Here is a 14,194-nt window from a genome sequence, read left to right on the forward strand (position 1 = left end):
CCGCCGCCGGGCAAGGGCGGCGGGCCGCGCGATCGGTTGAGGCCCGGGCGTGTCGCGAATGCGACCCGGAGGCACAGCGCGAATGCGACTGCGAGCCGGCGTCGGTGCGGGCGCGGGACGCCTTGCGTCGCCCGCGGCCGGGGGCGGGCCCCGGCCGAGATGCGGCGTCCCGAGCCCTGGCACCTTCGGCGGCCTTGCGGCCTCACCTGTACAACGAGCCCGCGCCGTGAAGGTGACGCGGGCTCAGCGGGGATTCACCGGATGTAGTCCGGACGCGGGGCGGCCCGGGCCGCGCCCCATCTGCGCAGCCCGGGCCATTTTTCCCCGATAGAGAGGTGGTCTCTGTTTGAACGGTGCCTTCTAGGCGTCCAGGAGCTCCTGGGCCTTGGAGAGGGCGTCGTTCATCTCCTCCTGCCAGGCGTAGACGTCCTGCTCGACGGCCGCGTAGGCGTCGACGTGGACCTCTTCGTAGGCCTTGTCGGAGGCGTCGGCGTAGCCGGTCTCCTCGCCGCAGGCGGCGAAGTCGACGGCGGTCTGGATCTCGTAGGCCTTCCACTCCTCATAGGAGCTTCCGGCGGCCTCGGGGATCTCGGGGATGACGGCGCTGGAGTCGCCGATCATCATGTCCTGCTCCTCTTCCGAGGCGTTCTGGTAGTAGAGGGTGTTGAAGAACTCCCAGACCGGCAGCGCGTTGTACTGGTCGAACTCCCAGCCCTCGTGGCCCTTGCCGGAGATGCAGTCGATGAACCCGGTCTGCTCGTCGGCCATCTTGTCCGCGTAGGCGAGCTCGATGTCCTCCCACATGGTCTCGCTGGCGTAGAGGGGGTTGTCGACGCCGTAGGACCAGTACTCGTAGGTCTCCGAGCTGCCGTCCTCGTTCTCGTAGGTCTCCTCGACGAGCTCGGGCTCGCCGTGCAGCTCCTGGATCATCTCCAGCTGGCAGCCGCCCGGCATGGGCTCGGGGTCCATCTCCTCTTCGATCTCCAGGGAGCCGTCGTCGGTGACGACCTCCTCCTCGGCGGGCGCCTCCTCGGAGAAGTCGCCCTCGCCGGTCATCATGTCGGCGTAGTCCTGGGCCGAGCCGTAGCTCCACTCCACGTACTCCTCGCCCTGGTAGGCGATGTACCACGCGTACTGGTCGGCCGGGTCGAGCGCGTCCCAGTCGGTGGTGTCGGGCTCCTCCCAGGTGTCACCGTCCTCCTCCTCGGCCCACCGCTCCTCCTCGGCGGCCCAGTAGTCCTCGGTGGCGGGGTCCTCCATGCCGTCGGGGCTGTTGGCCCACTGGCCGAAGCCGTACTCGGCGGCCGTCTCGGCGTCGATGATGAAGCCCTCGTGGGGGGCGTACTCGGTGAGGGACTCCTGCTCCTCGGGCTCGTACGGCTGGAGCGCCCACGGGTCGTGGACGGTGAAGCCGGCGTCCTCCAGGCACTTCTCGACGAGCCGGTACTCGGCGGCGGCCAGTTCGGCCTCCAGCCGGTTGCTGTCGTTGATCATGTTGACCAAGCGGTCCTCGTCGGACTCGGCGGCCTCCTCGCCGAGGCCGAGCATCCCGCAGCCCGCGGTAAGCCCCAGCACGGCTGCCGCTCCTATCGCAGCGGCCCCTCTTCTCCCGGGCATCGTCGTTCTCCTTGCGTGTCAGGTGTGTCTACCCGCAAGACGAGGCGATGGGCGGCATCAGTTGCAAGCCGGAGGGGAATCTTCTGAAAATCTCTCAGGTGGCACGAAACCGGGGTCTCACCGCAGCAGCGGTGAGACCCCGGTGTCCGTAGCAAGGGCTGGGAGGCCCCTTGGGTTTTCGAGCAGTCCGAGGACTACTTGAGGGAGACGGTGGCCCCGGCGCCCTCAAGGGCCTCCTTGGCCTTGTCCGCGTCGTCCTTCTTCGCACCCTCGACCACGGCCTTGGGGGCGCTCTCGACGAGCTCCTTGGCCTCCTTGAGACCGAGACCGGTGAGGGCGCGCACCTCCTTGATGACCTTGATCTTCGACTCGCCGGCCGACTCGAGGACGACGTCGAACGTGTCCTTCTCGGCAGCGGCCTCGTCGCCACCGGCGGCGGGGCCGACGGCGGCGATCGCCACGGGGGCGGCGGCGGTGACGTCGAACTTGTCCTCGAACGCCTTGACGAACTCGGAGACCTCGAGGAGGGTCATGCCCTCGAACTGCTCGAGCAGCTCGTCGGTGGACAGCTTAGCCATGGTGTGTTTCCTTTCCTAAAGTCTTGGACCTGCCGGGGACTACTCCCCTGCGGCCGCTTTCTTGTCCTGAAGAGCAGCACCCAGTCGCGCCACCTGCCCGGCGGGGGCGGCGAGCACGGAGGCGGTCTTCTGCGCGGTGGCCTTGAGCGCACCGGCCAGCTTGGCCAGCAGCACCTCGCGGGATTCGAGGTCGGCGAGCTTGTTGATCTCGTCGACGGAGAGGGCCTTGCCCTCCATGAACCCGCCCTTGATGACCAGAGCGTCGTGGGTCTTCGCGAACGCGCGGAGCCCCTTGGCGGCCTCGACCGGGTCACCCTTGATGAAGGTGATCGCGGTGGGGCCGACGAACAGCTCGTCCAGGCCGGTGACACCGACCTGGTTGGCGGCGCGCTTGGCGAGGGTGTTCTTGGCAACGCGGTAACGCGTCCCCTCGCCGAGGGAACGCCGGAGCTCGCGCAGTTCGGCAACGCTCAGGCCGCGGTACTCGGTGAGCACCGTGGCGGTCGCGCTGGAGAACTCGTCGGCGAGCTCGGCGATGGCGGTCGACTTACCCGCCGGGTATTCCCTGTCAGCCATGTTTCCCTCCTTTCTCGGCTGGTCAATCCACAACCGTGCGGAGGCGACGAATGAAAAAGGCGCCCCAGCGGGACGCCTCGTCAGTGGGACCTGAAGGCCGAGAAGATCGGCCCACACCATGGTCGCTTCGAATAGTCGCCCTGCGTCGGCCCCGGGATGGTTTACAACCGCACGAGGCGGTGGCCGATCGGTCTATGGGTTGTTGTCGCCAAGCGTAGCAGCGGGTACGGAGAAGCCCCAGCGCAGGAGGCCTGCACCGGGGCTACGTCACACCGCGGGGGTGCTACTTGATCTTGACCGCCTGCGGGTCGACCGGGATGCCCGGGCCCATGGTGGTGGAGATCGTCGACTTCTTGATGTACACGCCCTTGGAGCTGGCGGGCTTGAGGCGCTGGACCTCTTCGAGGGCCGCGTTGTAGTTCTCCGCGAGCTGCTCGGCCGTGAAGCTGGTCTTGCCGATCGGCAGGTGCAGGTTCGCGTGCTTGTCGACGCGGAACGCGATCTTGCCGGCCTTGATCTCGGTGACGGCCTTCGCGACGTCCGGCGTGACGGTGCCGGTCTTCGGGTTCGGCATCAGGCCGCGCGGGCCCAGGATCCGCGCGATCCGGCCGATCTTGGCCATCTGGTCGGGAGTGGCGACGGCGGCGTCGAATTCGAGCCAGCCCTCGGAGATCCGCTTGACCAGCTCGTCAGAGCCGACCTCGTCGGCGCCGGCGGCGACGGCGGCCTCGGCCTTGTCACCTTCGGCGAAGACGATCACGCGGACGGTCTTGCCCGTGCCGTGGGGCAGGGAGACGGTGCCGCGGACCAGCTGGTCGGCCTGGCGGGGGTCGACGCCGAGGCGCAGGGCGACCTCGACAGTGGCGTCGAACTTGGTCGGAGAGGTCTCCTTGGCGAGGCCGGTGGCCTCGGAGGGCGCGTAGAGCTGCGTCCGGTCGACCTTCTTGAGGAGGTCGGTGTACTTCTTGCTGCGCTTCATGTTCCATCCTTCGGATGTCGTGGTGAGGGCGGGCGCGCGCCCTTCCACTGGGTTGACGCCGGCGGACCGGCGGTGGCGTTCGGAGGTGCTAGCCCTCGACCGTGATGCCCATGGAACGGGCGGTGCCGGCGACGATGAGCGACGCGGCGTCGAGGTCGTTGGCGTTGAGGTCGGGGAGCTTCTTCTCCGCGATCTCGCGCACCTGGGCCGAGGTCACCTTGCCGACCTTGACGCGGTGCGGCTCGCCCGAGCCCTTGGCGACACCAGCGGCCTTGAGCAGCAGCTTGGCGGCCGGCGGGGTCTTGAGGACGAACGTGAACGAGCGGTCCTCGTACACCGTGATCTCAGCGGGGAGGACTTCGCCGCGCTGGGATTCGGTGGCCGCGTTGTAGGCCTTGCAGAACTCCATGATGTTGACGCCGTGCTGGCCGAGGGCGGGACCCACCGGCGGGGCCGGGGTGGCCTGGCCACCCGCGAGCTCCAGCTTGAACGTCACAACGGCCTTCTTGTTGGGAGCCATCGTGTCCTTCTCTTCCTGGGATAACGCGGGGCTGTCTCCCCGCGTCTTCTTACGTGCGCGCAGCAGCTCTCGGTGCCGTCCTGCCAGCTCGCAGGCGTCGCCGGGCGGCTGCGCAACCTCTCCAGGGTACCTGCCGCGCAGGCAGGCCCCCGGAGCGAGGTGTGTGAGCTGCAACTCGCGCTACAGCTTGGAGACCTGGTTGAAGTTGAGCTCCACCGGGGTCTCGCGGCCGAAGATCGACACGAGCACCTTGAGCTTCTGCTGCTCGGCGTTGATCTCGCTGATCGTGGCGGGCATCGAGGCGAACGCGCCGTCGACGACGGTGACGGACTCGCCCTCGGTGAAGTCGACCTTGATGTCGAGGTCGGAGGACGAGGAATCGCCGGAGGACTCGTCCTTGGGCTTCTGCTCGGGCGGGAGCAGCCACTGGATGACCTCGTCGAGCGGGAGCGGGCTGGGCCGGTCGGTGCGGTCGACCACGCCGACGAAGCCGGTCACGCCGGGCGTGTTGCGCACGACCGAGTAGGACTCGGGGGTCATCTCCATGCGGACGAGCACGTACGAGGGGAAGACCTTGGCCTCCACCTTGGAGCGCTTGCCGTTCTTGATCTCCACCTCGGTGTGGGTGGGGACCTCGATCTGGTAGATGTAGTCCTCCATGTCGAAGGACTGGATGCGGTTCTCCAGGTTCGAGCGCACGCGGTTCTCGAAGCCGGCGTAGGAGTGCAGCACGTACCACTCGCCGGGCGCGAAGCGCAGCTTGGCGCGCAGGGCCTCGGCCGGGTCGACCTCGGGCTCCGCGGGCTCGGCGGCCTCGTCCTCGTCGGTCTCCGGCTCGTCGTCGACGTCCGCGACCTGCGCCGCGGCCTGCGCCGCGACTTCGTTCTTCAAGGCCTCGTCGAACTCAGACACGCTTGACTCTCATTCCGGCTCGGTGCCCCGCGGACGGCGGGGCACTGCGACTGTGCTTCGGTTTCTCGGATGCGGCGGCGCTGCGCCGATGTACGGCCCGCGGGCTCCGCGAAGAGCGATTCGGGCCGCCTGTGAAGTCGCGCGCCGGCGGAACCGGCGCGCGTCATACCCACTAGGGTAGCCGCTCTGCGGCGCGGCGCGCCTCAGGCACCGTCGAAACGGCGCAGGTCACGCGAACCGCCCGGCTCGCGCGCGGGCGGGACGGGCGGAAGGACGACTAGGAGTCGGCGCCGAAGGCGCGGCGGACGAGGTCGCCGAAGAGGAGGTCGAGCCCGCCGATGTACGCCATCATGATGCCCACGAAGACGAGCACCACGATCGAGTAGGTGATGAGCTGGCGCCGGGTCGGGTAGACGACCTTCCGCAGCTGCTCGACCACCTCGCGCAGGAACCTGCCGAGCTTCTTGAAGGGGTTGCGCTCGGCCGTCTTCTCGCCCTGCTTGCGGGTGGGACGACCCTTGTCGGCGGTCGCATCGGAGCGGCTGGTGTCGTCGGCCACGTCGGCTTCCTCCAGGGTTCGTCTCTGATCGGGGCGGTCAGGGTTGCAGCATACCGGACTAGCCGGACGCACCCGCGTCGCGGCGTCGCGCTTCGTATGCGGCGCTGAGTTCGTGGCGGCGCTCGTTCCAGTGCTCGTGCATGAGCCGCATCTCGACCTTGACGAACTCCATGAACGCGGCGGTCTGGACGAGCCGCTGGCGCCCGGGCCCCTCGGGCAGGGCGTCGATGCCGATGACGGCGGTGTCCTGGTAGCGGCTGAGGAACCCGGAGCGGTCGAGCATGATCGAGCCCCAGATGTCCTCCTCGTTGAGCCGGTAGACGTCGGCGCGGGTGGAGGGCCGGCGGGTCTTGATGACCAGGCCGGCGGCGAGGAGCTCGCGGACCGCGCCGGAGACGGCGGCGAGGCTGATGCTCAGGCCCTCGGCGATGTCGGCGGCGGTGTAGGTCTCGCCGTCGTCCACCAGGAGGTACGTGAACACGCGCGCGGCCATGCGCTGCATGCCGCTGGTGACCAGGATGGACGCGAACTGCTCGACGTACTCGAGCCTCGCCTTGCGCTCCGCGGTGTGCTCTTCCATCGCTCTCCTTCAGCCGTGCCCCGTTGGCCCTTGATGATATCTTGACACTCCATAGGTTTCACAAATTCATGAAAACTATGATAGCTTGAGCGCATGAACGCAGTGATCCGCACTGAGAACCTGGTCAAGCGCTTCGGTCACGTGACCGCGCTCGATCATCTCAACCTCGAAGTAGCCCAAGGCGAGACCCACGGATTCCTGGGCCCGAACGGCGCCGGCAAGTCCACCACCATCCGCGTCCTCCTCGGGATGCTCCGCTCCGACGAGGGACGCGCCGAGCTCTTCGGCGCCGACCCGTGGAAGGACGCCGCCGAGCTCCACCGGCGCCTCGCCTACGTGCCCGGCGACGTCGCCCTGTGGCCCGGCCTCACCGGCGGGGAGACCATCGACCTGCTCGGGCGCCTGCGCGGCGGCATCGACCGCGGCAAGCGCGACGAGCTGCTGGAGCGCTTCGACCTCGACCCGCGCAAGAAGGGCCGCTCCTACTCCAAGGGCAACCGGCAGAAGGTCGCCCTCGTCGCCGCGTTCGCCGCGGACGTCGACCTGCTCCTGCTCGACGAGCCGACCTCCGGGCTCGACCCGCTCATGGGCGCCGTCTTCAACGAGTGCGTCAAGGAGGCCGCGGCCCAGGGCCGCACCGTCCTCCTCTCCAGCCACATCATGAGCGAGGTCGAGACGCTGTGCGAGCGGGTGAGCATCATCCGCAAGGGCGTCATCGTCGAGACCGGCTCGCTCGCCGACATGCGGCACTTCTCCCGCTCGCGGCTGCGCGCCACCCTCAAGAACCCCGTGCGGGGCCTGGAGGACCACGAGGGCGTCCACGACCTCAGGACCGACGGGCTCGACGTCGACTGCTCGGTCGACTCCTCCGCGCTCGACGACGTGCTCGCCCAGCTCGCCGTCGCCGGCGTCACCGGCCTCACCTGCGAGCCGCCGTCGCTGGAGCAGATCTTCATGCGCTTCTACGGCGACGAGCTCGCCGCCAAGGGCGTCCAAGAGGAGGCCGCGCGATGACCGCCGCGACCGCGGAGATCGAGGACGGCCTCGGGACGCTCGCCGGCACCGGCAAGCTCCTGCGGTTCCAGGCCCGCCGGTCCCGCATGTACCTGTTCTGGTGGATCGCCGGCATCGCCGGGTTCACCTTCATGACCATCCCCGTCATCACCGACCAGTACCAGACCGCCGCCGAGCGCGAGGGCTTCGCGGCCACCATGAGCTCGCCCGCGATGCTCTCGATGAGCGGGCCCATCGAGTACGTGAACGCCTACGCCGACAGCCTCGGCGCCCTGTTCACGCACCGGATGCTCCTGTGGACCGGCCTGATGACCGCCGTCATGTTCGTCCTGCTGGTCACCCGGCTCACCCGCGCCGACGAGGAGACCTCCCGCTCGGAGGTGATCCGGTCCCTGCCGATCGGCCGCCGCGCCGACCTGGCGGCGGCGCTGTCGCTCAGCGCCGTCGCCGCGGTCGTCCTCGGCGCGCTCATGACACTCGCGGCCTCGGGCCTCGAAGGCGGGGACGGCACCAGCGCGCTCCTGTTCGGCGCCGCGCACACCGTGATCGGCCTCGTGTTCGCGAGCCTCACGGCGGTCGCCGCGCAGCTCAGCGAGAACGGGTCGACCTCGACCGGGTACGGGCTGGCGGCGCTGGGCGCCTCGGTGCTGTTCGCCGGGGCCGGGAACGCCGAGGGCGACTGGATCACCTGGCTCTCGCCCATCGGCTGGGCGCAGCTGACGTACGCGTTCACGCCCGAGCAGCGGTGGTGGCCGCTCCTGGTCGCCGCGGCCGTCGCGGTCGCCGCGGTGTGGCTGGCGTTCACGCTGGTCTCCCACCGCGACTTCGGGCAGGGCATGTTCGCGTCCCGGCGCGGGCGCGCCGAGGCGAAGCCGGGGCTGAAGACCGCGACGGCGCTGACGTTCCGCCTCACGCGGGGCCTCATCTGGACCGGCGCGATCACGCTGTTCCTGCTGGGCCTGGCGTACGGGTCGGTGCTCGGCGGGGCGGACGAGTTCGCCGACGGGCTGTCGGAGGCGCAGCAGGCGATCCTCGAACGCGGCGACGCCACGCTCCAGCTCGGGTTCGCGACGACGTTCGTCGCGATCAACGCGATCGTCGCGTCCCTGTTCGGGGTGCTGGTGATCGGCCGCGGCCGCAAGGAGGAGACCGTCGGGCGCGGCGAGCTGATCGCCGCCGGGCCGGTGGCCCGCAGCGGCTGGCCCGGCTCGTACCTGCCGGCGGCGCTGTTCACCGCGACGCTCACGAACCTCCTTGCGGGCCTGGCGCTCGGCGCGGGCGGGGCCTCGGGCGACGGCGAGCTGTTCGGGAAGATCCTGATCGGCACGCTCGTGCAGCTCCCGGCGGTCTGGGTGGTCGTCGCGTTCGTGTTCGCGGCCTTCGCATGGCTGCCGCGGGCGGGCTGGGTGCGGTGGCTGGCGTGGACGTGGACGCTGCTGGTGGTCTACTTCGGCGCGCTGCTGGACCTGCCGGAGTGGGCGATGGCGATCTCGCCGTACTACCACTTGGGCGACTACCCGGCCGAGGACTTCTCGACCCCGGCGCTCGTGATCTTGACGGCGGTCGCGATCCTGCTCGCGGGGCTCGGCTACGTCGGGCTGCGCAGGCGCAATTTGAGCTTCAACTGAGGTAAGGAAAGGAAACCAGGCGCCGTCGGTCCGACACCCCGGACCGGCGGCGCCGACCCGTTTCCGCTCACGGGACCGGATTGTGGCATCCCTATGAAACGCTGTGATCTCGTGACTCCGCCCTGCGGCGTGAGCCGCTGGGCTTCTGGCGTCCGCGGTCGCCCGCGCCCGCCAAGGGCCAGCCCGGCCCTGGTGGCGATGTTGACGGCACCTACCCGATCGGCGTGGTCGGTGTGTCCGCAAGCGGTGCAGTCGAATCGCTGCCCGTCTCGATTCGCGGCGTCGATATGCCCACATGCGGGGCAGGTCTGCGACGTGTACGCGGGATTCACCTTGATCACTTCCCGCCCGGCCCATGCTGCCTTGGCGGTGAGGATCTCGACGAACTGGCCCCACGCGGCGTCTTGGATGCGCCGGTTCAGGATGCTCTTGGCGGACTTGCCGCTGGGAAGGAAACTGCCTGGTCTCTCCGGGTCCGGTATCGGCTTCGGGCTGCGGGAAAGCCCTGCGATGTTCAAGTGCTCCACTGCGATCACATCGAAGCTGTCGACCAGGGCCCGCGCGGTCTTGTGCGCGAAGTCGCGGCGCTGGTTCACGATCTTCCGATGCGCCTTCGCCACCTTGAGTGCGGCGCGGCGATGCCTCGCCGACCGGTCCGACCGCTTTGCAGGTCTTTGAAATCGGGCGAGTTCTCGCTGAGCCTCGGCCAGCCGCTCAGCATTGACTTCGAGGGCCCGAAGAGGCGCGATGTGGTCGCCTTGCGCCGTGGTCGCGAAGTGGGTCAGGCCGAGGTCGATGCCGGTCGCCTCGCCGGACTTCTCCGCTTCGGGGCTTTGCGGGACCTCACAGGTGAGCACTGCGAACCAGGCCGATCCTTCGCGCTTTGCGGTGATGGTCTTGATCCGCCCCTCAACCGGGCGGTGGCGGTGCACCCGGACCGTGCCTACTCCGTGGAGGCGGACTCGGGTGATGCGGTCGCCGGCTTCATCACCGTTGACCCACTTGCATCCGTCACCGTTGCTCGGCCAGGTCACCGAGTCGAACCGCCAGACTGATTTGAAGCGCGGGTAGCCAGGGGCACCGCCTTGGCGGACTCGCCTGAAGAACCCTTCGAATGCGCGATTCAAGCGGCGCAATGTCGCCTGCTGCGAAGAGAACGACCACCGGCCCTGTCCTTCTGGATCCGCTCGGCGCAGGTCTTTCAGCTGCGCCGACTGATCGCCGTACTGGATCGAGACACCAGCCTTCGACCAAGCCGAGCACCGCTCTTCGAGGGCGGCGTTGTACAGCTCGCAGTGGTCGCGGAGCATGGCGGCGAGTGCGCGGCGCTGATGCCGGTTGGGGCGCAGCCTGAACTTGAAGGACTTCTTCACTGTTGGATCCGTCATTCGGTGCCTCACTTCAAGGGGAGGTCCATGAAGCTGATGACCCGGCCGTCTTCCATGTGCATTTCGACCGGGCCGAAGATCGAGTAGAAGCGGAGGGTTCCGAGAGCATCGTTGTGCTTGCCCATGCTGCTGCCCGCATCCGGGTAGACGACCATCGAAGCCGCGCCGCGGCCGGTGTCGTATCCGATGGCGAGCACTCCGGGGCAGTGCGGCAGGTGGGAGCCGTAGGTGTCGCCGCATTCGGCGCACCTGATGGTGAAGGACTGCGGAGCCGAAGGCGGTTCGCAGTTGGGTTCGGGCGCTTCTTGGGCGACAATGGGTCCGGACACGGATCTACCTCCGCTGTCTCAAGACCGGGGCGGGCCTCGGCGTCCAAACTCTGGCCCCGCCCCGGTCGGCTTTTTCAGTGAGGCTCTTCTCACCCTTGGTTGATAGGATCGCAGACGGTTGAGACTAATGCAAGTCTGCACTAGGCTGAACTTACATTTTCTGGATGTAAGTATCGGAGGATCCATGGCGAAGCCACGACCGGAACCGAACCTTCGCTCGCAATGGCTCGGCGAGAAGATGCGCGACCTGCGGAAATCCCGCGGCATCTCGCAGTCGGACGCTGCCGACTACATGCAGCGCGATGCGACCATGCTGGGCCGATATGAGAGCGGCCTGTTCCCCTTCCGGCGTGTCGATGTCATGGGGCTGTTGACCCTCTACGGCGTCGAAGACGACCGGACCCGCAACGGCCTCCTCCAAATCTGCGATGAGGCGTGGCAGCGGAACTGGTGGGACGACCATCAGAGCGACCTTGGCGAGGACTTCATCAATGTCCCCTGGCTGGAGAGCCGGGCTGAGCGAATCTGCATCTACCAGCACTACCTGGTCCACGGCCTGTTCCAGACCCGCGACTATGCCGATGCGGTCATCACCAGGTTGGAAGGCGGCCATGCATCGGCCGACCAGATCGATCGATGGGTCGCTTTGCGGCTCGAACGGCAGCAGATCCTCACTGCAGACCGCCAACCGAAGATCGACGCGATCTTCGAATCCGCGGTCATCGAGCGGATCATCGGTTCTGCGGAGGTGATGCGCTCGCAGTTGCGGCGACTCCTCGCGCTCGGGGACCACGAAGCCGTGACCATTCGCGTCGTTCCTGCGGAGACCGGCCCCCACGCCGGCCTCGATGGCAGCTTCAACTTCTTCGAGATGCCTGAGCCGTATCCGGCGGTCGCGAATATCGAGACTGCCGCAGGCATGCTCTACGTCGAGGAACCGAAGGTGAGTAAATTCAGAAGCGTGTGGGAGGATCTTGACCGATCGGCGCTCGACGCGGAGCTGTCGGCCGAGCTGATCACCAAGCGCCTGAAGGAGATCAAATGAACACCGAGCAGCGTCTCTCCCCCGACGAGCTGACCGGTATCCGCTGGCGAGTCAGCTCGCGTAGTTCGAGCGGCGGGGGCCAGTGCGTCGAGGCCGGGCCGTTCTCCGATGGTTCAGGGCGCGTCGCCGTACGCCACTCTCACCACCCCGAGGGCTCGCTCATCGTCTACACACGGGCCGAATGGGAGGCGTTCCTCGGCGGCGCCAAGGACGGCGAGTTCGACTTCGCGGAATAGTCACCGGGTTTGTCGGTCGGGCGTGATTCCATTGGGTCCGTGATCGACCTCCGTTATGAGTTGACCGATCCGCCCGCCGAGCAGGAGTGCGAACTCGACCCGGCGCAGCGGTCGGCGGTCGAGCACGCCGCCGGGCCGCTGCTGGTCCGGGGCGGGCCGCAGACGGGCAAGACCGAGGCGCTGCTGCGGGCCGCGGCCGCGAAGGTCGAGGCCGGGGCCGATCCGGCGTCGATCCTGTTCTTCGGACTGCGCCGCCAGGACACGGCGTACCTGCGGGCCCGCCTGAACGCCGCCACCGCCTCGCTCTCGGCCGCCGAGGTCGGGGTGTTCACGTTCCCCGCGTTCGCGTTCGCGCTGCTGCGGTCGGCCGCGGCGATGGACGGCCGGGAGGAGCCGCGGCTGCTCACCGGCCCCGAGGCCGACGCGCTCATCCGGTCGATGCTCGAAGGCGAGGACTTCGGGTGGCCCGACGGGTTCGACGAGGCGGTGCGCACGTACGCGTTCGCGCAGCAGCTGCGGGACCTGGTGCTGCGCAGCGGCGAGCGCGGCCTGTCGGCGCCGGAGCTGACGCGGCTCGCGCTCGACCACGACCGGCCCGAGTGGGCGACGGCCGCGCGCTTCTACGACCGGTACGTCACCACCCTTGCGCTGCAATCGATGTCGAGCGCGCTGTACGACTCGGCGGAGATCGTGCGGGCCGCCGCGGCCGCGCTGCGTTCGCGCCCCGATCTGCTGCCGCGGCCGGCGTGGGTGTTCGTGGACGACCTCCAGGACGCGACCCCGGCGCACCTGCGGCTGCTGGAGCTGCTGGTCGGGGAGCGCGGGAACATCGTCGCGGCGGGGTCGCCCGACGCGGCCGTGTTCGGCTACCAGGGCGGCGACCCGGAGTCGGTACGGGAGTTCCCGTTCCGGTTCCCCGCGGCCGGGGGTGATGAGGCGCCGACGGTGCAGCTGGACGACGTGCACGGGGTGGCGCTCGCGCCGCTGGCGGCGACCACGGTGCTGTCGCGGCGCCTGCGCGGGTCCGACCGGGACCGGCGGCGCGGGACCGAGACCGAGGAGCAGGGGCGGGCCGAGGTCGTGTACCTGCCTTCGCCCACGCGCGAGGCGGTGTACATCGCGGATGTGGCGCGGCGCGCGCACCTGCTCGACGGGGTCCCTTACGGCGACATGGCGGTCGTGGTGAAGTCGGCGTCGTCGATCCCGCAGATGCGGCGGGCGATGCAGCACGCGGGCGTGCCGACCCGGCAGGCCGCCGACGACGTGCCGCTTCCGGCGCACCCCACGGTTCGCGACCTGCTGCGGACGGTGCTGGTGGGCCGCCATCCCGACCGGCTCGACGAGACCGTCGCTGCCGGGCTGCTGCATTCGCAGTTCGGCGGCGCCGACCCGTTCGCGGAGCGGCGGCTGCGTCAGGAGCTGCGGCGCCTGGCCGTGGCGGCCGACGACTTCTCCCCCGGCGCGGACCTGCTGGTGGAGGCCCTGGCCGATCCGGCGCGGATCGCGGCGCTGCCCGAGGAGGAGTGGGCCGAGCCGGCGCGGCGCCTGGACGCGCTGTTCACGGCGGCCCGCGAGGGCGGTGGGATCACGGAGACTCTGTGGACGGTGTGGGAGGCGTCGGAGCTGAGCGAGCGGCTCAAGCGCCGGGCGCTGTCCTCGGACCGGCGGGCGCAGCGCGCCGACGCCGAGCTGGACGCGGTGATCGCGATGTTCGACCTGGCCGCGGACTACGAGAAGAAGCAGCCGGGCGCGCTGGTGGACGTGTTCTGCGAGCACGTGCTGCACCAGCAGCTGCCGGGCGACTTCCTTTCGGCGCGTGCGGAACTGGGCGACGCGGTGACGCTGGCTACGGCGCACGCCGCGCACGGGCGGCAGTGGGAGTTCGTGGTCGTGGCGGGCGCGCAGGAGGGCGTGTGGCCGAACCTGCGGCCGAGGGGTTCGCTCCTGGGGGCGGAGGCGCTCGTCGACGTGCTCGACGGGCGTGCGGACGTCGACCAGGTCGCGCAGCTGTTGGACGAGGAGCGGCGGCTGTTCTACAACGCGTGCACGCGGGCGCGCACGCGGCTGCTGGTCACCGCGGTCGATTCGGACGACGCCCAGCCGAGCCGGTTCTGCGGCGAACTGGGCGTGGAGCCGGTGGCCGCGCCGCGGCGCGGGCGGCCGCTGAGCCTCGCGTCGCTGGCGGCGCGGCTGCGGGAGGCCGTGGTCGACTCCGGTCACGCCGAGCGGGACG

Annotated in this window: 15 protein-coding genes; 5 read left to right on the forward strand and 10 right to left on the reverse strand. The window is 69.2% G+C overall.

The genetic code is table 11. The features are described from left to right. Positions 1–360 precede the first annotated feature (360 nt). The 8 genes from DI269_RS17475 to DI269_RS17510 form a co-directional block, all read right to left on the reverse strand. Complete coding sequence (locus tag DI269_RS17475; RefSeq protein WP_112138167.1) at positions 361–1,575, reverse strand: hypothetical protein; 1,215 nt, start codon at positions 1,573–1,575, stop codon at positions 361–363. Positions 1,576–1,811: 236 nt separating this feature from the next. Then, positions 1,812–2,195: a 50S ribosomal protein L7/L12 gene (rplL, locus tag DI269_RS17480; RefSeq protein ID WP_112138169.1), complete on the reverse strand. Its 384-nt coding sequence runs from the start codon at positions 2,193–2,195 to the stop codon at positions 1,812–1,814. A gap of 39 nt (positions 2,196–2,234) precedes the next feature. Then, positions 2,235–2,771: a 50S ribosomal protein L10 gene (gene rplJ / locus DI269_RS17485; RefSeq protein WP_112138171.1), complete on the reverse strand. Its 537-nt coding sequence runs from the start codon at positions 2,769–2,771 to the stop codon at positions 2,235–2,237. Positions 2,772–3,054: 283 nt separating this feature from the next. Further along, on the reverse strand, positions 3,055–3,750 hold the full coding sequence (rplA, locus tag DI269_RS17490) for a 50S ribosomal protein L1 (protein ID WP_112138173.1): 696 nt from the start codon (positions 3,748–3,750) through the stop codon (positions 3,055–3,057). Between the two features lie 88 nt (positions 3,751–3,838). Next, positions 3,839–4,270, reverse strand: coding sequence for a 50S ribosomal protein L11 (rplK, locus tag DI269_RS17495; RefSeq protein WP_112138175.1), 432 nt, complete (start codon positions 4,268–4,270; stop codon positions 3,839–3,841). A gap of 180 nt (positions 4,271–4,450) precedes the next feature. Further along, positions 4,451–5,182, reverse strand: a complete 732-nt coding sequence (gene nusG / locus DI269_RS17500) for a transcription termination/antitermination protein NusG (protein WP_112138177.1) — start codon at positions 5,180–5,182, stop codon at positions 4,451–4,453. Between the two features lie 277 nt (positions 5,183–5,459). Next, positions 5,460–5,741: a preprotein translocase subunit SecE gene (gene secE, locus DI269_RS17505; RefSeq protein ID WP_198667517.1), complete on the reverse strand. Its 282-nt coding sequence runs from the start codon at positions 5,739–5,741 to the stop codon at positions 5,460–5,462. Between the two features lie 58 nt (positions 5,742–5,799). Beyond that, positions 5,800–6,321, reverse strand: coding sequence for a GbsR/MarR family transcriptional regulator (locus DI269_RS17510; RefSeq protein WP_112138182.1), 522 nt, complete (start codon positions 6,319–6,321; stop codon positions 5,800–5,802). A 93-nt stretch (positions 6,322–6,414) separates the two neighbouring features. Between DI269_RS17510 and DI269_RS17515 the strand changes: the two genes are divergently transcribed. Both DI269_RS17515 and DI269_RS17520 read left to right on the forward strand, forming a co-directional pair. Beyond that, positions 6,415–7,335 carry an ABC transporter ATP-binding protein gene (locus DI269_RS17515; RefSeq protein ID WP_112138184.1) on the forward strand — a complete coding sequence of 307 codons (921 nt, stop codon included), beginning with the start codon at positions 6,415–6,417 and terminating at the stop codon, positions 7,333–7,335. Beyond that, entirely contained in the window at positions 7,332–8,963 is a 1,632-nt protein-coding gene (locus tag DI269_RS17520; protein ID WP_112138187.1) for an ABC transporter permease, read from the forward strand. The genes DI269_RS17515 and DI269_RS17520 overlap by 4 nt, the downstream gene beginning before the upstream one ends. Here DI269_RS17520 and DI269_RS17525 read toward each other — a convergent pair. Further along, positions 8,924–10,336, reverse strand: a complete 1,413-nt coding sequence (locus tag DI269_RS17525; protein ID WP_198667518.1) for an RNA-guided endonuclease InsQ/TnpB family protein — start codon at positions 10,334–10,336, stop codon at positions 8,924–8,926. The genes DI269_RS17520 and DI269_RS17525 overlap by 40 nt on opposite strands. Before the next feature lie 23 nt (positions 10,337–10,359). Then, entirely contained in the window at positions 10,360–10,680 is a 321-nt protein-coding gene (locus DI269_RS17530; RefSeq protein ID WP_112138190.1) for a hypothetical protein, read from the reverse strand. A 184-nt stretch (positions 10,681–10,864) separates the two neighbouring features. On the opposite strand from DI269_RS17530, the gene DI269_RS17535 reads away from it, so the two are divergent. From DI269_RS17535 to DI269_RS17545, 3 genes are all read left to right on the forward strand, one after another. Further along, entirely contained in the window at positions 10,865–11,725 is an 861-nt protein-coding gene (locus DI269_RS17535; RefSeq protein ID WP_157975058.1) for a helix-turn-helix domain-containing protein, read from the forward strand. Further along, positions 11,722–11,961, forward strand: coding sequence for a DUF397 domain-containing protein (locus DI269_RS17540; RefSeq protein WP_112138196.1), 240 nt, complete (start codon positions 11,722–11,724; stop codon positions 11,959–11,961). Before DI269_RS17535 ends, DI269_RS17540 begins: the two co-directional genes overlap by 4 nt. Before the next feature lie 39 nt (positions 11,962–12,000). After that, a partial coding sequence (locus DI269_RS17545; RefSeq protein ID WP_198667519.1) for a UvrD-helicase domain-containing protein occupies positions 12,001–14,194 on the forward strand: 2,194 nt, incomplete at its 3' end.

The organism is Glycomyces dulcitolivorans, assembly GCF_003265355.1.
Taxonomy (GTDB): Bacteria; Actinomycetota; Actinomycetes; order Mycobacteriales; family Micromonosporaceae; genus Glycomyces; species Glycomyces dulcitolivorans.